Raw genomic sequence first — 20,225 nt, 5'->3', positions numbered from 1 at the left:
TTTGGACCCTAGCGACCACCCCCGACAAAATGGGAGGGCCGCGGCACCTTGATGTTGGCGTACCGGTCCCAGCCCTCGGAGATCCGTTTCGCGTACAGGTCGGCCTGAGCCGCGTCGATCACCCAGTTCCACTCCCCGGTCGGCGGCGCCGGGTACGCCCTCACCTGTGCCGCAACGGTTTGCGCCTCGTCGAGGCCCACCCAGATCGCACGGGCGAGGTCGGCGGACGGCTGCTGCACGTAGATCCGGTAGCCGAAGTACGCCTTCGCGACCGCCCGGTGCAGCCTGGCCGTCAGCACGGTCCGTTCGAAGTACGCCTTCAGCTGCGCGTAGTCGTTGGGCCGCAGCAGCTTCCTGACGTGTTCGACATCGCGCAACGAGGCCTCGGCGAGCCGCACGCCGTGGTTCTTCTCGGTGTTGAGGTAGGAGAGGTACTCCGCGGTCATCAGGTTGCCGGGCGTCACCCAGCCGCGGTCGAGCACGTACCCGGCCTCGCGGCGCAGGATGCCGTCGGTCTTGCAGTGCGGCGGCGACAGGTGGTTCGCGACGTCGATCCAGTAGTGGAACTTCTTGTTCACGCCGTGCCGCACGAACGTCTCCGGCGGGTCGATCCACTTGCCGGACACGCTGCGGTGATAGCTGGAGCAGTACGGGTCGTAGTCCAGCCGCGAGTGGTTCGCGCTGTTGCTGCCCAACGTGTAGAGCGTCGACGTGACGATTTCCGGCGAACGGGCGAGCGCTCGGGCGACCCGAGGCGCGGCGAGCAGGCCGTACTTGCGGGCCGCGAACTCCAGGTAGATCTGGGAGTTCGACGCGCCTTCCGAGGCGCGCTTCAGGGCGAACAGGTTGATCTCGGTCGGGGTGCCCACGATGCGCGACTCGTCGTAGCGGTCGGTGCGGGCGACGTAGCCGATCACGTTGGGCAGCTTGCGGTAGTGCCTGAGGCGGTCGGCGTGCTCGGCGACGAACGCGTTCGCGATCTTGCCCTGGCCGTTGTACTCGCCGGTGGTGTCGTACTCGATCAGCACCGGGCGTTTGATGCGCGGGACCGTGACGTCGATCGGGTGGGTGAGGAAGAAGTCGTGCGGTTGTGCCTTGGCCATCACGCGGACGCGCTTGTTCTGGACGCGGTCGATCGCGCCGATCGTGCGCTCCATCTCGGCGGGGTAGTAGCCGAACGTGCGCAGGTACAGCAGCATGCCGCGCTCGTCGATCACCGACGCGATCTGGTCGACGAGGTGGGCGAGCTTCTCCTCGGCGGTCTTCAGCTTGACGGAGTGCTGGTTCTCGACGCGGGCGCCGGTCTCGATGAACGTCAGGATGATCGAGTCGACCCGCGGCACCAGGTCGAGCATCGCGCGGTAGTCGCCGCGGAACCAGTCCCAGAACGCAGGGTTGTCCAGGTCGATCGTGCCGTTCGGGCCGGTGCGGAACTCGGCGGGGTAGTAGGCGAGGTTGTAGAGGGCGTGGTCCCAGGCGGCGACCTCCCGGATGCCCGAGGCGTGGGCCAGCGAGGTGAGCCGGTTCACCTGCGCCTGTCTGCGCGGGTCGCGGACCTCCCGCAGGTCGTGCACCACCTCGTGGGACAGTTGGAGATGGTTGACCTGGTACTTCTTCGCGGCGGCGATCACCTCGTCCGCGCCGGCGTCGCTGTCGGAGAGGATCGTCCAGCCTCGGATCGAGTCGTGCGCCGCCGCGACGCCAGGTGGCGAGAGCAGCATCACCGCCAGGAGCAGACACCAGAGTTTGCGCATGCGCACCCCTCACTCGGCCGGGGCGGCGGCGCTTCTACCCAACGGGCCGACTGAGCCGTCAGTCAAGGGAACGGGCCGGTTCTGCGGTGTTTACATGAGCACCGGCGCGGCACGAGTCCGAAGCGAGCGCCCGGCAGGAAACCGGCTGGGTAAACTCGGGGGCACGGGACACGGAGGTGAACTGCGTTGAACGCCGATGAGCGTCGGTTCGAGGTGCTTCGCGCCATCGTCGCCGACTACGTGTCCAACCAGGAACCCGTGGGGTCGAAGGCCCTGGTCGACCGGCACAACCTGGGTGTGTCGAGCGCGACCGTGCGCAACGACATGGCCGCGCTGGAGGACGAGGGCTACATCGCCCAGCCGCACACCAGCGCCGGGCGCGTGCCGACGGACAAGGGCTACCGGCTCTTCGTCGACAGGCTGAGCGAGATCAAGCCGCTCTCGCAGGCGGAGAAGCGGGCGATCCGCAGTTTCCTCGACGGGGCGCTCGACCTCGACGACGTGATGCGCCGCAGCGTGCGGTTGCTCGCGCAGCTCACCAGGCAGGTCGCGGTGATCCAGGTGCCGACCCTGTCCCGTGCGGCCGTGCGGCACCTCGAAGTGCTGCCGATCACACCGTCCCGGCTGATGCTGGTGCTGATCACCGACACCGGCCGCGTCGACCAGCGGATCGTCGAGCTGGGCGACGTGATCAGCGAGGAGCACACGTCCCAGCTGCGCGGCGTGCTGAACACGGCGATGGCGGGCCAGCGCCTGGCCGACGCCTCGGCCAAGGTCGCCGAACTGCCGGAAGAGGTTCCGCCGAACCTGCGCGATCCGATGCTCCGGGTCGCTACCGTGCTGATCGAAACGCTGGTGGAGCACCCGGAGGAACGGCTGGTGCTCGGCGGCACCGCGAACCTCACCCGCAGCATCACGGACTTCCCCGGCTCGCTCCGGCAGGTGCTGGAGGCGCTGGAGGAACAGGTGATCGTGCTCAAGCTGCTCGCCGCCTCCCGCGACCCCGGTCGCGTGCTGGTGCGCATCGGCGAGGAGAACGAGGCGGCTGAGATGCGCAGCACTTCAGTGGTGTCCATCGGCTACGGCAGCCGTGACAATCCGCTCGGGGGCCTGGGCGTCGTGGGACCGACGCGCATGGACTACCCCGGAACAATGGCGGCCGTCCGTGCGGTTGCCAACTACGTCGGTGAGATCCTGACCGGTCGTTGACCAGAAACTTCTTGAACTTGAGATGAACACGAAAGCGAACAAGGTGGCCAGGGATTACTACGGCATCCTCGGTGTCTCGCAGAACGCGACACAGGATGAGATCAAGCGCGCCTATCGCAAGCTCGCCAGGCAGCTGCACCCGGACGTCAATCCCAACGAGGAGGCCCGCTTCAAGGAGGTGACGGCCGCCTACGAGGTGTTGTCGAACCCCGAGAAGCGCCGCGTCGTCGACCTGGGCGGCGACCCGCTCGACTCGGGCGGCGGTGGCCGTCCCGGTGGTGACCCGTTCGCGGGCTTCGGCCTCGGCGACATCATGGACGCCTTCTTCGGCGCCTCGACCGGTGGCGGCCGCGGTCCGCGCAGCCGGGTGCAGCCGGGCTCCGACGCGTTGATCCGGCTCGACATGACGCTGGAGGAGTGCGCGGCCGGCGCGACCCGCGAGCTGACCGTCGACACCGCGATCCTGTGCGACCGCTGCCACGGCGCGGGAACCCAGAACAACTCCAAGCCGATCCAGTGCGACACCTGCAACGGCCGCGGCGAGGTCCAGTCGGTGCAGCGCTCGTTCCTCGGCCAGGTCGTGACGTCGCGCCCGTGCCCGGTGTGCCGCGGCTTCGGCGAGGTCATCCCTGACCCGTGCCAGCAGTGCGCCGGTGACGGCCGCACGCGGTCGCGCCGCACGATCTCCGTGAACATCCCCGCCGGTGTCGCCGAGGGCATGCGCGTGCGCCTCGCGGGCCAGGGCGAGGTCGGCCCCGGCGGCGGCCCGGCCGGCGACCTCTACGTCGAGGTCGAGGAGCACCCGCACGAGATCTTCGAACGCGACGGCGCCGACCTGCACTGCATCGTGCAGATCCCGATGACGACGGCAGCCCTGGGCGCCACGTTGCCGTTGAAGACGTTGGACGGCGAGGAAGAACTGCAGATCGACCCCGGCACGCAGCCGAACACGCAGCTCGTGATGACGGGCCGCGGCATGCCGAAGCTGCGCTCCACCGGCCGCGTCGACGGCCGCGGCGACCTGCACGTGCACCTCGAGGTCGTCGTGCCGACCAAGCTCGACGCCGCGCAGTCGTCGTTGCTGCGCGACCTGGCCGAGATGCGTGGCGAGAACGAGCCTTCGTTGTCGCACAACGGCAAGGGCGGCGGCGGTCTGTTCTCCCGTCTGCGCTCCTCGCGCGGCCACCGGTGACCCTGGCGGTCTTCCTCGTCGAGGCGTTGCCCTCCGGCGAGGAGTTCGTGCTGGACGGCCCCGAAGGCCGGCACGCCGCCACGGTGAAGCGTCTGCGCGTGGGCGAGGAACTCGTGCTGTCAGACGGTTCCGGTGTGCTGGCGCGCTGTTCGGTCGTCGCGGTCGAGCGCGACGCCTTGTCGTTGCGCGTGCTCGAGCGCACGGTCGAGCCCGAACCGGCACCGCGCGTGGTGCTGGCTCAGGCGTTGGTGAAGGGCGACCGCGGCGAACTCGCCGTCGAACTGGCCACTGAGGCCGGTGTGGACGGTGTGCTGCCGTGGCGCGCTTCCCGATGCGTGGCGAAGTGGGAGGACGGCCCGCGTGGCGCGAAAGCGTTGGGCCGCTGGCGATCCACGGTTCGCGAGGCGGCGAAGCAGGCCCGGCGTTCGCGGGTGCCGTTCGTCGACGAACCCGTGAGCACGACTCAGCTTTCTCATCGCGTGTCGTCGTCCGCGTTGACGCTCGTGTTGCACGAGAGCGCGACCGAACGTCTCGCCGACGTCCCGCTGCCCGCTTCCGGAGACGTGCTGCTCGTCGTCGGTCCCGAGGGTGGAATCACGCCGGAGGAACTGGACGCGCTGCGATCTTCGGGTGCGCGGATCGTGCGATTGGGCCCAACCGTTCTGCGTGCATCTACCGCTGCGGCGGTTGCTCTTGGCGCGCTTGGGGTACTCACCTCTCGGTGGTGACCCCGATCACTCGCAAGGTGAACATCGGATGGATTGGCTTGACGCAAGTTGTAGCGAATCGCAGGCCGATGGGGTTACCCTGGTTCGCAGAGGGGCCGATTGGTCTATCCGGAAACGGAGTAGACGATTAGACCCTTCTAACTAAAGGACTCGCCGGACACCTCCCCCCTCGGTCCGGCGTCGGCGCCTCGCGGCGAAGCGACCCCCAGGCTTCGGACCGCGAGGCGCCTCCATATTTCTTTCGCCTTTGCTGCTCGGCGCCTGCGGCGCCTCGCCGCGCGGCGAAATATTCCTGTCTTGTGGGGGCCGAGCCCCCACACCCCACGCCGGGGGCAAGCCCCCGGACCCCCGCCGGCTCGGCGCTTCGTGCCATCGCGGCTCCCATTCGTTCGCCTGTCGCCCTTTGCGGCTTCACGTAAGTTCTGCGTGTGCAGCGAATTGCTTACGGTGACCATCCCAGTCAGTTCGGCGAGCTTTATCTGCCCGAGGGCGCGACTCAGGGTGCTGTTGTCGTCATTCACGGTGGTTTTTGGCACCAGCGCTATGGGCTGGAGCTCGGCCGGCCGCTCGCGGACGTGCTCGTCGGCGAAGGATTCGCCGTCTGGAACATCGAATACCGGCGCGTGAGTGGCGGTGGGGGATGGCCGCAAACCGGTGATGACGTTCTCGCCGCCATCTCCGCCGTCGACATCGGGCCCGTGGTGACGCTCGGGCACAGCGCTGGAGGGCACCTCGCTGTGTGGGCGGCCAAACACAGCGCGCGAGTGGTCGGAGCGGTCGCCCAGGCGGCGGTGCTCGACTTCACGCAGCACATCACTGCACGAGCGTTGGAGCTGTGCGCCGAAGAGCAGTTCGCGGAGGCTTCGCCCGCTGCACTTGTGCCCATCGGCAAGCCGGTGATCTGCGTGCACGGTGATCGGGACGAGGACGTTCCGGTGGCGCAGAGCATCGGGTTCTGCGAGGTGGAGCCGCAGGCCGAACTCGTCGTGGTGGAGGGGGCCGGGCACATGGACATGATCACGCCGGGCACCGAGTCGTGGGAGAGGTGCCGCGCGGCTGTCGTTCGGCTTGCGCGCGACTGCTAAAAAGGGCCGGTGCCGAAGGTTGTCGACCATGAGGAACGTCGCCGCGAGCTGGCCGAGGCGGTGTGGCGCATCGTCCAGCGGGACGGGATCGACCACGCTTCCGTACGTGCTGTCGCCGCCGAGTCCGGGTGGTCGAGCGGGTCGTTGCGCCACTACTTCCCCACGCAGGACGCGTTGCTCGGGTTCGCGATGGAGCTCGCGTACCGGCGGTTCATCGCGCGGCTGGAGAAGATCGACACGTCGGTCGGCCACCGGGAGCTGTTGAGGGCCTTCGCGCACGAATTGCTTGCCCTGGACGAGGAACGACGCGTTGAGGCCGCCGTGTTGTTGTCGTTCTTGCCGCGCGCGATGGTCGAACCGTCGTTGCACGAGTTGGAGCGCTACGGCACGCGTGAGCTGTACGGCGAGATCGCGCGCATTCTCACTGCTGCCCAGGAGGCCGGGGAACTGCGGGACGGCGTCGTGCCCATCAAGTCGGCGCGGCGGATCGTCGTGCTGATCGACGGGCTCAACATCCACCACGGGCTCGGGCCGGACGAGCTCACGGCCGACGACATGATCGAGGCCGTCGACGAGCAGCTGAGCGCCATCTTCGCTTAGCTGGGGACATGTCCTGTTTGTTCTGCCGCATCGCCGACGGTGAGGTTCCCGCGACGATCGTGCACGAGACCAAGACGACGCTGGCGTTCCGCGACCTCCACCCCAAGGCACCGGTGCACGTGCTGCTCATCCCGCGCGAGCACGTGCCGAACGCCGTCGACCTGACCGGTGACCAGCTCGGCGACCTCTTCGCCGCCGCGAAGGAGGTCGCCGAGGCCGAGGGCGTGGCCGAATCGGGATACCGGCTGCTGTTCAACACCGGGCCGGACAGCGGGCAGGAGGTCTTCCACGCCCACCTGCACCTGCTGGGAGGTAAGAGGCTCTAACCGAGGGCCTGCAGCAGCGGGGCGTGGTAGCGGGTGCGGTCGCCGGGGAGCGTCTCGGCGCCCCGGACCATCCAGGTGGCCTCGCCCCACGACTCCATGCCGTGCTTCCGCACGAACGCGATCACTTCCGGGTCGTGCACGTCCACGCGCACGCTGGGAACGCCGGCGGCGCAGTCGGCAATGAGCGCGCACGCGTCGGCCGGGGTGTCCGCGATGATCGGACCGATCAGCATCCGGGCGTCGCGCACCTGCCACGTGCCGGCGATGCCGTGGTCGGACACCCGGACGGATCCCATCGCGAGCAGCGACTCCCACAGGTACGGCCGCGTGATGCCGGTGACCTTGGTGTCGAGCGCGACGAGGTCGTCGAGGTCGGCGTGCGTGGCGATATGCGATATATCGGATGCCGGTCCCGTGAACGTGCCCGCGTGGATGTCGGTGAAGCCCACGGCGTGGAAGCCCAGCTGCTCGTAGAGCGGGCGGCCCATCGACGTCGCGAACAACGTCGAGACGTCGGTATCCAGTACATGGGATACCAGTCGGCGGGCGTGGCCCTGGCGCGCGGCGCGTTCGGCGACCAGCACCATGCTGACCGACGCCAGCTCCGGGTAGCGCGTCACGATCGTCGTGCCGACGAGGCCTTCGTCGTCGAAGAGTCCCCAGCCTTCGCCGTGCGCGAGCAGGAACTCCCACTTCTTCTCCTCACGCGGCCACGACCGGCTCTCGGCCAGGTCGGAGCACGCGGGGAGGTCGTCCAGTTCGAGTCGTCGCAATTCGAGTTGGCGCGGTTCCACAGATCCCCCAGTCATCCCAGCGCGAGCGACGCGGGCGCGAAGTAGCGCGCACGGTCGCCACCGACGTCGTCGACGCCGTGCACCATCAGCGCACAGCCCCCGCGCACCTCGTAGCCCTCGTCCAACAGGAACGCCGCCACGTCCGGATCGCTGACGTCGACACGCGACGGCCCGGCGCCGGCGGCCACGTCAACGATGATCTCGCACGCCGCCGCCGCGTCGGGCGCTACCAGCGGACCGATGACCAACGTCTCACCCATGCGCCGCGTGCACGCGAAGCCGTCGTCCGCCAGGTGAAGCCTGTATGCAGAAGACGGTCCGAACACGTGCGCCCAGAACGCCTCCCGCGTGAACCCGCTCGCCGCCCGGTCCAACGCCACCACCGCGGGCAGGTCGGCGGACGTCGCCGGCCGCGTCACGCCGGTCGCCGCGCCCGCGAGTTCGCCGTGATGGGCCGACGCGCGCCCGACCGAGTGAAAGCCGAGCCTTGTGTACAGCGGCTCGCCCATCGCAGTTGCATACAACACGGACGGATACAACACAGGCAGGCTTGTATCCAATATATTGGATATCAACGCGCCCGCGATGCCCCGGCGTTCGGCCCACGAACCGACCAGCACGCCGCTGATCGCCTGCATCTCGGGATAGGGCGTCACCAGAGTCGTGCCGAGCAACCCGGTCTCGTCGAAGGCCCCGAAGCCCGGACCGAGGGAGAGGAGCATCTCCCACTGCGCGGGCGTCCAGCTCCAACCCCGGTCAGTCACGAGCTTCATGCACTCGGGTATGTCGTCAACACCAAGCCTGCGGATCTCCACAGCACCTGAGCACACACCGTGAGCAATGCGGTAGCCACCCATTTTCGGCCGGACTAGCATCGACGCAACAGATCCGAGCGACAGGAAGCAGGCCGGGGCCACGTGGCCGAAGAAACACAGCAGAGCAACAAGGAAGGTCAGTCCCGGTTCGCCGTGCCCGATGGTGCGGTGCTCAGCCTGCTGGGGTCGCGCGACGAAAACCTCCGGCTCGCCGAGGAACTGCTCGACGCCGACGTCCACGTGCGCGGGAACGAGATCACCTTGTCCGGCGCCCCCGCCGACGTGGCCTTCGCGGAACGGGTCTTCTCCGAACTCGTCACCCTCGCGAGCCGCGGCCAGGCCGTCGACCAGAACACCGTCCGCCGCACGGTCGCGATGCTGTCCGCGAACGCCGACGAGTCGCCCGCCGAGGTCCTGAGCCTGGACATCATCAGCCGCCGCGGCCGCACCATCCGGCCGAAGACGCTGAACCAGAAGCACTACGTCGACGCCATCGACAAGAACACCATCGTGTTCGGCATCGGCCCCGCCGGCACCGGCAAGACCTACCTCGCCATGGCCAAGGCCGTGCAGGCGCTGCAGAACAAGCAGGTCAACCGGATCATCCTCACCCGCCCGGCCGTCGAGGCCGGCGAGCGCCTCGGCTACTTGCCCGGCACGCTCTACGAGAAGATCGACCCGTACCTGCGCCCGCTGCACGACGCGCTGCACGACATGGTCGACCCGGAGACGATCCCGCGCCTCACCCAGGCCGGCACGATCGAGGTCGCACCCCTCGCGTACATGCGTGGTCGCGCCCAGCCGATCTTCACTCCGGTGCTCACCCCGGACGGCTACCGGCCGATCGGATCGCTGCAGGTCGGCGACCTCGTCATCGGCTCCAACGGCGAGCCGACGCCGGTGCTCGGCGTGTACCCGCAGGGTGAGAAGGACGTCTACCGGGTCAGCGCACAGGACGGCTCCTCGACGCTCGCGTGTGGTGAGCACCTGTGGACGGTCCGGACAGCGTCCGATCGCCGGCGGAACAAGCCTTGGCGAGTGCTCGAGACCAAGGAGATGATCGGCAACCTGCGCGCCGCGCACGCGCGGCGCTATGAGCTGCCGCTGCTCAGCGCGCCGGTGTGCCTCCCGGAACGCGAAGTGCCGATGGACCCGTACGCGCTGGGCTTGCTGCTCGGCGACGGGTGCCTCACAGGCTCGACGACGCTATCGGTCGCGCTTGAGCCGCAGATCACCGTGATGAAGAAGGACCAGGTCGAACACACGTCGGGGAGCGAGGTGCCCGGTGACGTGATCACGCTGGCGAACCCCGTGACCGTCGGCATGCGCGAGCTGAGGCTGGAAGGTACGCAGCCGCACGTCAAGTTCGTGCCAGAGCTCTACCTGGACAACAGCGCGGACGTGCGTTTGGCGGTCCTCCAGGGGTTGTTCGACTCCGATGGTGGCCTGGTCGCCCCGTTCGGCAGGACCTGCCGCGTCCAGTACACGACGACGTCGGAACGGTTGCGGGACGACGTGCTCGCTCTCGTTCGTTCGATCGGTGGCGTGGTGACCTGGGGCTACAACCACGACGCCTACGTTCTCGACATCAGACTGCCCGAGGGCGTCGAGCCGTTCCGCCTCAAGCGCAAGCGGGAGAAGTACCACGCCGCCGGTGGCGGCGGGCGTCCGATGCGGTTCATCGACAGCATCGAGCCCGCGGGCCGCACTGAGACGGTGTGCATCCAGGTGGCGGCGCAGGACTCCCTGTACGTCACCGAGGACTACCTGCTGACGCACAACACGCTCAACGACGCGTTCATCATTCTCGACGAGGCGCAGAACACGACTCCCGAGCAGATGAAGATGTTCCTCACGCGCCTGGGCTTCGGCTCGAAGGTCGTCGTCACGGGTGACGTCACCCAGGTCGACCTCCCCGGCGGCCAGCGCAGCGGTCTGAAGGTCGTCAGGGACATCCTCGACGGTGTCGAGGACGTGCACTTCTCGGTGCTGACCAGCCAGGACGTGGTGCGCCACCGCCTGGTCGGCGACATCGTCGACGCGTACGAGAAGTGGCAGGTCCAGCAGGACGTCCTGGACCAGAACGGGCCACACCACGGACCCGGTGCACGCCGGGGGAACCAGCGGCGGGGACGATAGGCGCCGTGAGCATCGAGATCGCCAACGAGTCGGGTGTCGGAGTCGACGAGGGTTCCATCGTCTCCGCCGCCCGCTTCGCGCTGGACCGCATGGGCGTGAGCCCGCTGGCCGAGTTGTCCGTCCTGCTCGTGGAGCTGGACGTCATGGCCGACCTGCACGAGCGCTGGATGGACCTGCCGGGTCCGACGGACGTCATGGCCTTCCCCATGGACGAGCTGGACTCCGCGCGCCGCCCCGACGCCGCGGGCCTCGGCCCGGCTCTGCTCGGGGACATCGTGCTGTGCCCGGCGTTCGCCAAGGACCAGGCCAAGAAGGCGGGCCACGGCCTGCTGGACGAGCTGCACCTGCTGACCGTGCACGGCGTGCTGCACCTGCTCGGCTACGACCACGCGGAGCCTGCTGAGGAACGTGAGATGTTCACGCTGCAGAACCGCATCCTCGCGGACTTCCGCAACGCGCGGGACGAGGCCGAACGGGCGGCGCACCAGCGCAGCACGGACGACAAGGTGCTCGGCGCCGTCGGGCTCGACGAGAAGAACGAAGAAGCCTGACGCCGATGAGCGAGAACCCTGCCAGTGTGATCGTGCTGGCCGTTCTGCTCGTGCTCGCCGCCGGTGTCTTCGCGTGTGTGGACGCCGCGCTTGGCACCGTGTCACGAGCACGGGTGGAGGCTCTGCAACGGCAGGGCCGCTGGGGCACCGGGCAGTTGCTGCAGGTCCTCAACGACCGGCCGCGGCACGTCAACCTGTTGTTGCTGCTGAGGCTGTTCTGCGAGCTGTCCGCGACGGTGCTCGTCACGGGCGTGTACCTGCAGTACGTGGAGCAGGACTGGCTCGCCGTTCTGTACTCGTGCCTGAGCATGCTCGTCGTGTCGTACGTGCTCGTCGGCGTCGGACCGCGCACCATCGGCCGTCAGCACCCGTACGGCGTGAGCCTGCTCGCCGCGGGCACTGTCCGGCAGCTCGGCCGCGTGCTCGGGCCGTTGTCGAAGCTGCTGATCCTCATCGGTAACGCCATCACGCCTGGTAAAGGCTTCCGCGAGGGTCCGTTCTCCTCCGAGGTGGAGCTGCGCGAACTCGTCGACATGGCGCAGGAACGCGGCGTCGTCGACGAGGGCGAGCGCGAGATGATCCACTCGGTGTTCGAGCTGGGTGACACCATCACGCGCGAGATCATGGTGCCGCGCACCGAGATCGTGTGGATCGAGCAGTCCAAGTCGCTGCGGCAGGCGCTCGCGCTGTCGTTGCGCACCGGCTACACGCGCGTCCCGGTGATCGGCGAGAGCGTCGACGACGTGCTCGGCGTCGTGAACCTCAAGGACCTCATGCGGGCCACGCTCGCCGAGGACGAGGACCCCAAGAGCGTTTCCGAGCTGATGCGCCCGATGAGCTTCATCCCGGACTCGAAGCCGATCGCGGACCTGCTGCGTGAGATGCAGGTGTCGCGCCGGCACATGGCGATCGTCGTCGACGAGTACGGCGGCACCGCGGGCCTGCTGACGATCGAGGACATCCTCGAGGAGATCGTCGGCGAGATCACCGACGAGTCCGACACCGACGACCGCCCGCCGATCGAGCACCTGGAAGACGGCGCGGTGCGGGTCAGCGCCCGCCTGCCGGTCGACGACCTCGACGCGTTGTTCGGCACGGAGCTCGACGACCACGAGGTCGAGACCGTCGGCGGCCTGCTCGCCCAGCGGCTCGGGCGCGTGCCGCTGCCCGGCACCGAGGCCGAGATCGCGGGTCTGCGCATGCGGGCGGAGGGCGGCAAGGACGAACGCGGCCGCATCCGGGTCACCACTGTGCTCGTGCGTCCGGTCAACAAGGAGAACGAAGATGACTGACATCGACCCAGAGGACGCGAAGCTCGTCACGCTCGCGCGGTCCGTTCGCGCGCGCAACGGTGCCGCGGAAGGCGCGGCGGTGCGGGACCTCGACGGCCGCACGTACAACGCTTCCACGGTCACGTTGCCGTCGCTGAAGCTCACCGCGCTGCAGGCCGCCGTCGCCGCGGCGGTGTCGAGCGGCGCCGAGGGCCTCGAGGCCGCGGTCGTGGTGACCGAGGCGGGTGCGCTCGACGAGGGTTCGGTGGCCGCGGTGCGGGACCTCGCGGCAAGCGCGCCGGTGATCCGCGCGACACCGGCCGGCGCTGTCGCTGACGTGGTTCGATAACCCCTGGGTGGCCCGCCCGCACCCTGTTGCCGGTCCCAGGGACAATGGAACGATGGATGGTTACCGCTCCGGGTTCGCGTGCTTCGTCGGCCGCCCGAACGCAGGGAAGTCGACGCTGACGAACGCGCTGGTGGGCACCAAGGTCGCCATCACGTCCAGCAAGCCGCAGACCACCCGCCACACGATCCGCGGCATCGTGCACCGCGAGGACGGCCAGCTCGTCCTGGTGGACACGCCGGGCCTGCACCGGCCGCGCACGTTGCTCGGCCAGCGGCTCAACGACCTGGTGCGCGAGACGTGGTCGGAGGTCGACGTCGTCGGCTTCTGCGTGCCCGCGGACCAGAAGGTCGGCCCCGGTGACAAGTTCATCGCCGCCGAGCTGGAGAAGGTCGCCAAGCGAACGCCCGTGGTCGGCATCGTCACCAAGACCGACCTGGTGTCGCAGCAGCAGGTGATGGAACAGCTGCTCGCGCTGCAGAAGGTCATGGAGTTCGCCGAGATCATCCCGGTGTCCGCCGTCGACGGCTTCCAGGTCGACAAGCTGAGCGACCTGCTGCTGAAGAAGCTGCCGGAGGGCCCGCAGCTGTTCCCGGACGGCGACCTGACCGACGAGCCGGAGCAGACGCTGGTCGCCGAGCTCATCCGCGAGGCCGCGCTGGAGGGCGTGCGCGACGAGCTGCCGCACTCCATCGCCGTGGTGGTCGAGGAGATGCAAGCGCGTGAGGGCCGCGACGACCTGATCGACATCCACGCGTTCGTGTTCGTGGAGCGCCCGTCGCAGAAGGCCATCATCCTGGGCCACCGCGGCGAGCGGCTCAAGCAGGTCGGCATGGCCGCGCGCAAGCAGATCGAGGCGCTGCTGGGCAGCCGGGTCTACCTGGACCTGCACATCAAGATCGCCAAGGACTGGCAGCGCGACCCGAAACAGCTGCGCCGCCTAGGTTTCTGATGGCCAACCTGTACCGCGACACCGGCATCGTGCTGCGCGTGCAGAAGCTCGGTGAGGCGGACCGGATCATCACCTTCCTGAGCCAGCGGCACGGCAAGCTCCGTGCCGTGGCGAAGGGCGTGCGTCGCACCTCGTCGAAGTTCGGCGCGCGGCTGGAGCCGTTCTGCCACGTCGACGTGCAGTTCCACCCCGGCCGGTCGCTCGACATCATCACGCAGGTGCAGACGCTGGACGCGTTCGGCGTGGGCATCGTCACCGACTACCAGCGCTACACGGCCGCGTGCGCGATCTTGGAGACCGCTGACCGCCTCACCGCCGAAGAGGGCGAACCGGTCGTGCGGCTCTATCTGCTCGTGACGGGTGCGCTGCGCGCGTTGTCGGCAGGCGAACGTGATCCGTCGTTGCTGCTGGACGCGTTCCTGATGCGTGCCATGGCGTTCGCCGGTTGGGCGCCCGCGGTGAACGAGTGCGCCAAGTGCGGCACTCCGGGCCCGCACCGGGCGTTCAGCGTCCAGGCCGGTGGCACGTGCTGCCCGAACTGCCGCCCGCCCGGCTCGGCGTCGCCGTCTTCGGACACGTTGACGCTGCTCTCGGCGCTGCTGCACGGCGAGTGGGGTGTGGTCGACGAGATTCCGCACATCGCCCGCCGGGACGCGAGTGGGCTGGTCGCGGCGCATCTGCAGTGGCACCTGGAGAGGCAGCTCCGGTCGTTGCCTTTGGTCGAGCGCAAGGCCAGGTCCGACGACGGCTAACCTGGCGATCGGTCAGCATGCGTTCTGAAGGAAATAAGCACTGTCAGGAAGGATGCCCGGTTTTATGCTGCGTCGCCGCCGCTCTGAGCGTGAGAAGCGCGTACCGCGCCCGCCGGAGCCGCACCCGTCCGGCGCGGTGCCCCCGCAGATTCCGGTCGAGTTCGTGCCGAAGCACATCGCGATCGTGATGGACGGCAACGGCCGTTGGGCGAACCAGCGCGGGCTGTCGCGGGTCGAGGGCCACAAGCGTGGCGAGCAGGTCGTCGTCGAGGTCGCCAAGGGTGCGATCGAGATGGGCGTGAAGTGGCTGTCGTTGTACGCCTTCTCCACGGAGAACTGGCGCCGCAGCCCCGAAGAGGTCCGGTTCCTGATGGGCTTCTCCCGCGACGTGATCCACCACCGCACCGACGAGCTCGACGAGCTGGGCGTCCGGGTGCGCTGGGCGGGGCGCCGGCCGAAGCTGTGGCGCAGCGTCATCAAGGAGCTGGAGGTCGCGGAGGAGCGCACCCGCGACAACGACCAGCTCAACCTCGCGATGTGCATCAACTACGGCGGCCGCGCGGAGATCGGTGACGCCGCCCGCGAGATCGCCAGGCTCGCCGCCGCCGGGCAGCTCAACCCGGACAAGGTCGACGAGAAGACCATCGCGCGCTACCTCTACCAGCCCGAGATGCCGGACGTGGACCTGTTCATCCGGCCGTCCGGGGAGCAGCGCACGTCGAACTTCATGCTCTGGCAGTCCGCGTACGCCGAGCTGGTGTTCCAGGACATCCTGTGGCCCGATTTCGACCGCACCGACCTGTGGCGGGCCGTCGAGAAGTTCGCCGAGCGCGACCGCCGCTTCGGTGGTGCGATCGACAAGCCCGATTCGGAGGTGTCGTGAACGCGAGCGGTGAGGCTCTCGAGGCCGCGCGCAAGGCGTTGGAGCTGTTCCACGACGTGTCCGTGGACGACGACGGCGCGTTGAGCTTCCGCCACGGCGACGTGCCGTGCGCTGTGCAGGGCATGGAACTGGCCGAGGGCCTGACCGTGCTCTCGCTGACGGTCGTGGTCGCGTGGGACCTGGTCGGCGACGTGGCCGTGTGGGTGGCCGAACGCGCTGGTCAGGGCCTTTTCGGCACACTGGGTGTGATCGCGTCCGAACGTGGCACGGACGTGATGCTGCGATACGCGTTCCCGGCGGACGGCCTCAAGCCGGAACCGCTGAGCACGCTCCTCATGCTGGTCGTCTCGACCGCGTCGCAGGTGCGCGGCGAGCTCCTCTCCCGCTTTTCTTGAGAAAGGACCCTTCGATGGGTGGCGTGATCATTTACGAGCCGGAAGAGGACGCGGACGTCAACGAGTTCCCGTGGACCGTCACGTTCGAACCCTCGGGCGGCGACGACTGGGACTCGTTCATCTGCGGACCGTACGAGCGTGACCACGCCGTCGCGCTGGCCGAGGCCGTGGCGCTCGACGACGCCGAAGGTGGCGTGCTGGCCATCGTGAAGCCGATGCTGCCCGCGCTGAGCGCCGAGGACGTCTCCGCCACGATCGAGGAGCTCCGCGAGGCCGCTCTCGAAGAGGAAGAGGCCGCGGACGAGACGGTCAACGGCACGCCCGTCGACTTCGACGACTCCGACCTCGAGGAGGAAGAGGCCGAGTTCGCCGAGCCGCCCTCGCCCGACGAGATCCGCGAGGGCATGGCGCGCACCTACCGCCGTCTGCTCGACCTGGACGCGGACGCGGAATGACGATCACCGGCGAGATCCGCTCGTCGAAGCGGCGCTCGGGCCCGCCTCGGCTGAAGATCACGTCGTTGGAGGTGCTGTGCGGGATCCTCGTTCTCGCACTGCTCTTCCAGTCCCGGCTCGTCGACCTGCTGGACGTGCCGAAGCTGCGCACGGCGTCGACCGTGTTCGTGGCGATCTGCGTGCAGGCCATGCCGTTCCTGGTCCTGGGCGTGCTGATCTCCGGTGCCATCGCGGCGTTCGTGCCGGCTTCGGCGTTGCGCAGGCTGCTGCCCTCGAAGACCGCGCTGGCCGTGCCCGTGGCGGGTGTCGCGGGCATCGCCCTGCCGGGCTGTGAGTGCGCTTCGGTGCCCGTGGCCCGGCGGTTGATGCAGCAGGGCGTCGCGCCGGCGGTGGCTCTGACGTTCCTGCTGGCCGCGCCCGCGGTGAACCCGATCGTGCTGGTGTCGACGGCGGTGGCGTTCAACGACACCCCGATGATGGTCGTGGCGCGGTTCGCGGGGTCGTTGCTGACCGCGATGGTCATGGGCTGGCTGTGGGTGCGGTTCGGCAAGATGGAGTGGATCGCCGAGCGTGCGCTGGCACGCATGGGAGATCACTCCGGCACGAACAAGTGGGCCGTCTTCGCCGAGAGCGCGCGCCACGACCTCGTGGACGCCGGCGGGTTCCTGGTGCTGGGCGGGCTGTTCGCGGCGGCGTTCAAGACGTTCGTGCCGGTCGCGTGGATGCAGACCCTGGGCGGCCAGATCGTGCTCGGCGTCCTGGTGATGGCCCTCCTGGCGGTGATCCTGGCGCTGTGCTCGGAGGCGGACGCTTTCGTGGCGGTCGCGTTCTCGGCTCTGCCGTTGCTGCCGCGGCTGGTGTTCCTCGTCGTCGGCCCCGCCGTCGACGTGAAGCTGATCGCGCTGCAGGCAGGTGCTTTCGGCAAGTCCTTCGCCTTCCGCTTCGCGCCCGCTACCTTCGTGGTGGCGATCTTGTGCGCTGTGGTGACGGGAGTGGTGCTGCTGTGAGGCGGGAAACCCAGAACATCCTGCTGGTCCTGCTCGGCGGTGCGCTGCTGAAGATCAGCTTCTCCGGGCTCTACCTGCGGTACGTGCAGAAGGGCCTGCTGCCGCTGCTGATCGCCGCCGGCTCGATCATGATCGGCCTGGCGCTCTTCGCGATCATCCGCGACGTCCGGCGCGGCAAAGCCGAGTCCGACGATCACGAGCACTCGTCGCGCTCGACCTGGTTGATGCTGCTGCCGGTGCTCGCGGTGTTCCTGATCTCGCCGCCCGCGCTGGGCGGCGACGTCGTCAGCTCGGCCGCCGACACGAACCAGACGCAGCGCTCCCGCAACCTGCTGGGCGACCTGCCGTCCGGGGACGTCATCCCGCTGTCGATGACGGAGTTCGTGACGCGCACGGCGTGGGACGAGTCCGGCACGCTGGACAACCGACGGGTGAAGCTGACCGGGTTCCTCACGCGCGCGGAGGGGGCCACCTACGTCGCGCGGCTCGCCATCTCGTGCTGTGCGGCGGACGCGCGGCCGTTGAAGGCTCAGCTGACCGGCGACGTGCCGTCGCTGCCCGACGAGCAGTGGGTCGAGGTGACCGGGAAGGTCGTGCCGAAGTCGGCGTCGGAGAAGAACTCGTGGGTGCCGAGCTTCACCGTGGAGTCGTTCACCTCGGTGGCCGAGCCGGTCGAGCCCTACGAGTCCTGACTGAGCAGTTCGTCGGCCTCGCCACCCCGTTCGCGATGTGCACGCGGGGAGCTTTCGTACCGCATGTCAGTACGAAAGGACCCCGCGTGCAGCGAGCAGCAGGCCTACTTGAGGCCCTTGGCCGTGCACTCCGCGCAGGTGCCGAAGATCTCGACGGTGTGGCTCACCTCGGAGAAGCCGTTCTCCGCCGCGACCCGGTCGGCCCACTTCTCGACGGCGGGGCCTTCCACCTCCACCGTGCGGCCGCAGTGGCGGCACACGAGGTGATGGTGGTGATGGGCCGAGCAACGGCGGTAGATGGCCTCGCCCGAGTCGGTGCGCAGGACATCGACCTGGCCCGCGTCCGCCAGGGACTGCAGGGTGCGGTAGACCGTGGTCAGGCCGATGCCCTCGCCGCGGCGGCGTAGTTCCTCGTGCAGTTCCTGGGCGCTGCGGAAGTCGTCCAGCTGGTCGAGCAGGTTCGACACGGCCGTGCGCTGCTTGGTGGACCTCAGTCCGGTCACAACTTCTCCTCGACGTGCGTCACAGCGTCCACGACGATGTGCGCCAGGTGTTCGTCTACCAGCCGGTACACGACCTCGCGGCCGTGTCGTTCGCCGTGCACCACGCCTGCCGACTTCAGCACTCTCAGGTGCTGGCTGATCAGCGGCTGGGCGACGCCCAGGGCTTCCACCAGTTCGTGCACGCAGCGGTCGTGTTCCCGCAGTTGCAGCACGATGGCGATGCGGACTGGCGCGGCCAGTGCGCGCAGCAGGTCGCCGGCCTCGGCGAGGGTGTGGGGGGAGCGTGGTGGGGCGGGCGCGGGGGCCGCGCGTTCGGGGGAGTGCTCGCCGTGCAGCTGGACGGTCATGGCGGCACACCTCACCTGGTAGGGATTTTCACAACCAATTCTACGGTGATGATGACCAGTATCATCAGGACCACCACGCGCAATGTGCGTTGAGCTGGGGAAAGAACCTTCCAGGTGGCCGCCAGGAGCACTCCGGCGCCCAGGATCAGCACTCCGAGGAGTGCCGCGCCGAGCGTTCCGCCCACCAGGACGCCGGTGACGAACAGTCCGAGCACTAAGACGAATGCCACCACCGGGCGGACGCGCGCGAGGGGGCCTTCGCCGGGCAGCAGAGGGCGCTTGGAGGTCACCGTGCCATCCTTGCACCGTGCTGCTGGTGTGCCGTTTCCGCGTATCCGACCCCGAGACGTTCACCTCCCGCGTGGAGGAAGCGCTCAAGCTCCTCACCGCGCAGCCGGGGTGCGAGAGGGGCACGTTGGCGCGGTCCACCGACGAGGACGACCGGTGGGTGCTGACGGTCGAGTTCGAGTCGGTGGTGGCCTATCGGCGGGCGATGTCGCCGTTCCCCGTGCGCGAACACGTGATCCCGTTGCTGTCCGAGGCGCTGACCGACGGGCCCGCGATGTACGAGCCGACGCTGACCAGCGCCGGCGGCCAGGTCGAGAAGCACACGAGCCTGCTCGCCGAGGACGCGTTCACGGTGCGGCTCGGCGAGGCGGCGGGTCCTGCTAAGCCTCGCTAGCGATCTTGCGCATCTCGTCGAGGAACTCCTCGTCGGAGCCCTCCGGCAGCAGTTCCAGCGCCTCGCGCGCGGCCTGTGCGGCTTCCGCGGGACGGTCGAGCAGGTGCAGCGTCTTGGCCCTGCCGTAGGCCGCGTAGGGCGCGGGCGTCTTCTCGAACGCCGCGAGCGCCTCGGCGAACCGTTCGTTCTCGAAGTGGTGCCAGCCGAGGTTGTTGTAGAGCGGGCCGAGCCAGTGCTCGAGCTCCGGGTGCTCCTCGATGAGGTCGAGGCCCACCTGGGTCCACTTCTCCGGGTCGTCCACCAGCGCGACCATGTGCGCGGCATCGGCGGCGAGCCACAGGTCGCCGCTCTTCTTCGCGAGCACGAACGACGCCACGAACAGCGGCTGGGCCTTCTCCGGGTCGCCTCCGGAGCGGAACAGGCGCCCGCGCTCCAGCAGGGCGCGCACCCGGCCCGTGCCGTCCGCGTCGGCGAGCACGTCGGCCTGGTCGACGAGGGTGTGACCAGCGGCGAAGTTGTCCCGCAGGCCCTCGACCCTGGCGAGCTGCGTCAGCACCTCCGCGCGCTCGTCGTCGGTCTCCACGTTGTTGAACAACGCGCGGAACCTCGCCTCGGTGCCGTCGAGGTCGGCGAAGTCCCACAGCTCTCGCAGCCGGTCTTCCATTCGTGCAGGGTAAGGCTCCGGTCGCCCGTTCGGGGCGCGACGTGACGGGCTAGGCTTGGGCCCCCGAATCTCATTCCCCCGAT

Annotated in this window: 24 protein-coding genes and 3 pseudogenes; 20 read left to right on the top strand and 7 right to left on the bottom strand. The window is 68.7% G+C overall.

The window, feature by feature from the left end; all coding sequences use genetic code 11:
• Positions 1-8 precede the first annotated feature (8 nt).
• The gene (locus tag SK803_RS33090) at positions 9-1,754 is read right to left on the bottom strand and encodes a hypothetical protein (protein WP_319970082.1); all 1,746 of its coding nucleotides are present in this window, start codon (positions 1,752-1,754) and stop codon (positions 9-11) included.
• 186 nt (positions 1,755-1,940) lie between these two features.
• Between SK803_RS33090 and hrcA the strand changes: the two genes are divergently transcribed.
• From hrcA to SK803_RS33060, 6 genes are all read left to right on the top strand, one after another.
• Positions 1,941-2,963 carry a heat-inducible transcriptional repressor HrcA gene (gene hrcA, locus SK803_RS33085; protein WP_319970081.1) on the top strand — a complete coding sequence of 341 codons (1,023 nt, stop codon included), beginning with the start codon at positions 1,941-1,943 and terminating at the stop codon, positions 2,961-2,963.
• Between the two features lie 43 nt (positions 2,964-3,006).
• Positions 3,007-4,155 (top strand): molecular chaperone DnaJ, encoded by a 1,149-nt coding sequence (gene dnaJ / locus SK803_RS33080; protein ID WP_319970130.1) that lies wholly within the window; start codon positions 3,007-3,009, stop codon positions 4,153-4,155.
• On the top strand, positions 4,152-4,883 hold the full coding sequence (locus SK803_RS33075; protein WP_319970080.1) for a 16S rRNA (uracil(1498)-N(3))-methyltransferase: 732 nt from the start codon (positions 4,152-4,154) through the stop codon (positions 4,881-4,883). The genes dnaJ and SK803_RS33075 overlap by 4 nt, the downstream gene beginning before the upstream one ends.
• A 428-nt stretch (positions 4,884-5,311) precedes the next feature.
• Entirely contained in the window at positions 5,312-5,968 is a 657-nt protein-coding gene (locus tag SK803_RS33070) for an alpha/beta hydrolase (RefSeq protein ID WP_319970079.1), read from the top strand.
• Positions 5,969-5,977: 9 nt separating this feature from the next.
• Positions 5,978-6,568, top strand: coding sequence for a TetR/AcrR family transcriptional regulator (locus tag SK803_RS33065; RefSeq protein WP_319970078.1), 591 nt, complete (start codon positions 5,978-5,980; stop codon positions 6,566-6,568).
• A gap of 8 nt (positions 6,569-6,576) precedes the next feature.
• Entirely contained in the window at positions 6,577-6,894 is a 318-nt protein-coding gene (locus SK803_RS33060; protein ID WP_319970077.1) for a histidine triad nucleotide-binding protein, read from the top strand.
• Here the strand turns inward: SK803_RS33060 and SK803_RS33055 are convergent.
• Both SK803_RS33055 and SK803_RS33050 read right to left on the bottom strand, forming a co-directional pair.
• Positions 6,891-7,667 (bottom strand): GNAT family N-acetyltransferase, encoded by a 777-nt coding sequence (locus SK803_RS33055; RefSeq protein ID WP_319970076.1) that lies wholly within the window; start codon positions 7,665-7,667, stop codon positions 6,891-6,893. The two genes, SK803_RS33060 and SK803_RS33055, sit on opposite strands and share 4 nt — an antisense overlap.
• Before the next feature lie 32 nt (positions 7,668-7,699).
• Positions 7,700-8,461, bottom strand: coding sequence for a GNAT family N-acetyltransferase (locus SK803_RS33050; protein WP_319970075.1), 762 nt, complete (start codon positions 8,459-8,461; stop codon positions 7,700-7,702).
• Positions 8,462-8,605: 144 nt separating this feature from the next.
• Between SK803_RS33050 and SK803_RS33045 the strand changes: the two are divergent.
• From SK803_RS33045 to SK803_RS32985, 13 genes and pseudogenes are all read left to right on the top strand, one after another.
• Positions 8,606-9,298 (top strand): annotated as a pseudogene (locus tag SK803_RS33045) (PhoH family protein); the annotation flags it as partial.
• Positions 9,287-10,033, top strand: a pseudogene (locus SK803_RS33040) (LAGLIDADG family homing endonuclease); the annotation flags it as partial. The pseudogenes SK803_RS33045 and SK803_RS33040, both read left to right, overlap by 12 nt.
• Before the next feature lie 252 nt (positions 10,034-10,285).
• Positions 10,286-10,642 (top strand): annotated as a pseudogene (locus tag SK803_RS33035) (PhoH family protein); the annotation flags it as partial.
• A 5-nt stretch (positions 10,643-10,647) separates the two neighbouring features.
• Complete coding sequence (ybeY, locus tag SK803_RS33030) at positions 10,648-11,193, top strand: rRNA maturation RNase YbeY (RefSeq protein ID WP_086667736.1); 546 nt, start codon at positions 10,648-10,650, stop codon at positions 11,191-11,193.
• A gap of 5 nt (positions 11,194-11,198) precedes the next feature.
• Positions 11,199-12,485: a hemolysin family protein gene (locus tag SK803_RS33025; protein WP_319970074.1), complete on the top strand. Its 1,287-nt coding sequence runs from the start codon at positions 11,199-11,201 to the stop codon at positions 12,483-12,485.
• Positions 12,478-12,813, top strand: coding sequence for a cytidine deaminase (locus SK803_RS33020; protein ID WP_319970073.1), 336 nt, complete (start codon positions 12,478-12,480; stop codon positions 12,811-12,813). Before SK803_RS33025 ends, SK803_RS33020 begins: the two co-directional genes overlap by 8 nt.
• A gap of 52 nt (positions 12,814-12,865) precedes the next feature.
• Entirely contained in the window at positions 12,866-13,762 is an 897-nt protein-coding gene (era, locus tag SK803_RS33015; protein WP_319970072.1) for a GTPase Era, read from the top strand.
• The gene (gene recO, locus SK803_RS33010) at positions 13,762-14,514 is read left to right on the top strand and encodes a DNA repair protein RecO (RefSeq protein WP_319970071.1); all 753 of its coding nucleotides are present in this window, start codon (positions 13,762-13,764) and stop codon (positions 14,512-14,514) included. Before era ends, recO begins: the two co-directional genes overlap by 1 nt.
• Positions 14,515-14,578: 64 nt before the next feature.
• Entirely contained in the window at positions 14,579-15,397 is an 819-nt protein-coding gene (locus SK803_RS33005; RefSeq protein WP_319970070.1) for an isoprenyl transferase, read from the top strand.
• Positions 15,394-15,792, top strand: a complete 399-nt coding sequence (locus tag SK803_RS33000) for a YbjN domain-containing protein (RefSeq protein WP_086667743.1) — start codon at positions 15,394-15,396, stop codon at positions 15,790-15,792. Before SK803_RS33005 ends, SK803_RS33000 begins: the two co-directional genes overlap by 4 nt.
• Before the next feature lie 23 nt (positions 15,793-15,815).
• Entirely contained in the window at positions 15,816-16,247 is a 432-nt protein-coding gene (locus SK803_RS32995) for a hypothetical protein (RefSeq protein WP_319970069.1), read from the top strand.
• Entirely contained in the window at positions 16,244-17,254 is a 1,011-nt protein-coding gene (locus SK803_RS32990) for a permease (RefSeq protein ID WP_319970068.1), read from the top strand. Before SK803_RS32995 ends, SK803_RS32990 begins: the two co-directional genes overlap by 4 nt.
• Positions 17,251-17,946 (top strand): TIGR03943 family putative permease subunit, encoded by a 696-nt coding sequence (locus SK803_RS32985; RefSeq protein WP_319970067.1) that lies wholly within the window; start codon positions 17,251-17,253, stop codon positions 17,944-17,946. Before SK803_RS32990 ends, SK803_RS32985 begins: the two co-directional genes overlap by 4 nt.
• Positions 17,947-18,050: 104 nt before the next feature.
• Here SK803_RS32985 and SK803_RS32980 read toward each other — a convergent pair whose 3' ends face one another.
• The 3 genes from SK803_RS32980 to SK803_RS32970 are packed head-to-tail and all read right to left on the bottom strand — an operon-like array spanning position 18,051 to position 19,086.
• Entirely contained in the window at positions 18,051-18,449 is a 399-nt protein-coding gene (locus SK803_RS32980; protein ID WP_090100492.1) for a Fur family transcriptional regulator, read from the bottom strand.
• Entirely contained in the window at positions 18,446-18,796 is a 351-nt protein-coding gene (locus SK803_RS32975) for an ArsR/SmtB family transcription factor (protein WP_319970066.1), read from the bottom strand. Before SK803_RS32975 ends, SK803_RS32980 begins: the two co-directional genes overlap by 4 nt.
• An 11-nt stretch (positions 18,797-18,807) precedes the next feature.
• Entirely contained in the window at positions 18,808-19,086 is a 279-nt protein-coding gene (locus tag SK803_RS32970) for a hypothetical protein (RefSeq protein WP_319970065.1), read from the bottom strand.
• Positions 19,087-19,103: 17 nt separating this feature from the next.
• Between SK803_RS32970 and SK803_RS32965 the strand changes: the two genes are divergently transcribed.
• Positions 19,104-19,478, top strand: coding sequence for an antibiotic biosynthesis monooxygenase (locus SK803_RS32965; protein WP_319970064.1), 375 nt, complete (start codon positions 19,104-19,106; stop codon positions 19,476-19,478).
• Here SK803_RS32965 and SK803_RS32960 read toward each other — a convergent pair.
• The gene (locus SK803_RS32960; protein WP_319970063.1) at positions 19,465-20,142 is read right to left on the bottom strand and encodes a hypothetical protein; all 678 of its coding nucleotides are present in this window, start codon (positions 20,140-20,142) and stop codon (positions 19,465-19,467) included. The genes SK803_RS32965 and SK803_RS32960 overlap by 14 nt on opposite strands.
• Positions 20,143-20,225: the final 83 nt, after the last annotated feature.

This window comes from Lentzea miocenica, assembly GCF_033949945.1.
GTDB classification, from domain to species: Bacteria; Actinomycetota; Actinomycetes; order Mycobacteriales; family Pseudonocardiaceae; genus Lentzea; species Lentzea miocenica.
This window is presented reverse-complemented; position numbering and strand designations above follow the sequence as displayed.

What these genes read in the sequence shown, in the direction of transcription:
- SK803_RS33090 (WP_319970082.1), bottom strand. Translation starts at nt 1,754, where the DNA reads ATGCGCAAACTCTGGTGTCTGCTCCTGGCGGTGATGCTGCTCTCGCCA.
- SK803_RS33060 (WP_319970077.1), top strand. Translation starts at nt 6,577, where the DNA reads ATGTCCTGTTTGTTCTGCCGCATCGCCGACGGTGAGGTTCCCGCGACG.
- SK803_RS33050 (WP_319970075.1), bottom strand. Translation starts at nt 8,461, where the DNA reads ATGAAGCTCGTGACTGACCGGGGTTGGAGCTGGACGCCCGCGCAGTGG.
- SK803_RS33025 (WP_319970074.1), top strand. Translation starts at nt 11,199, where the DNA reads ATGAGCGAGAACCCTGCCAGTGTGATCGTGCTGGCCGTTCTGCTCGTG.
- SK803_RS33020 (WP_319970073.1), top strand. Translation starts at nt 12,478, where the DNA reads ATGACTGACATCGACCCAGAGGACGCGAAGCTCGTCACGCTCGCGCGG.
- era (WP_319970072.1), top strand. Translation starts at nt 12,866, where the DNA reads ATGGATGGTTACCGCTCCGGGTTCGCGTGCTTCGTCGGCCGCCCGAAC.
- recO (WP_319970071.1), top strand. Translation starts at nt 13,762, where the DNA reads ATGGCCAACCTGTACCGCGACACCGGCATCGTGCTGCGCGTGCAGAAG.
- SK803_RS33005 (WP_319970070.1), top strand. Translation starts at nt 14,579, where the DNA reads ATGCTGCGTCGCCGCCGCTCTGAGCGTGAGAAGCGCGTACCGCGCCCG.
- SK803_RS32990 (WP_319970068.1), top strand. Translation starts at nt 16,244, where the DNA reads ATGACGATCACCGGCGAGATCCGCTCGTCGAAGCGGCGCTCGGGCCCG.
- SK803_RS32975 (WP_319970066.1), bottom strand. Translation starts at nt 18,796, where the DNA reads ATGACCGTCCAGCTGCACGGCGAGCACTCCCCCGAACGCGCGGCCCCC.
- SK803_RS32960 (WP_319970063.1), bottom strand. Translation starts at nt 20,142, where the DNA reads ATGGAAGACCGGCTGCGAGAGCTGTGGGACTTCGCCGACCTCGACGGC.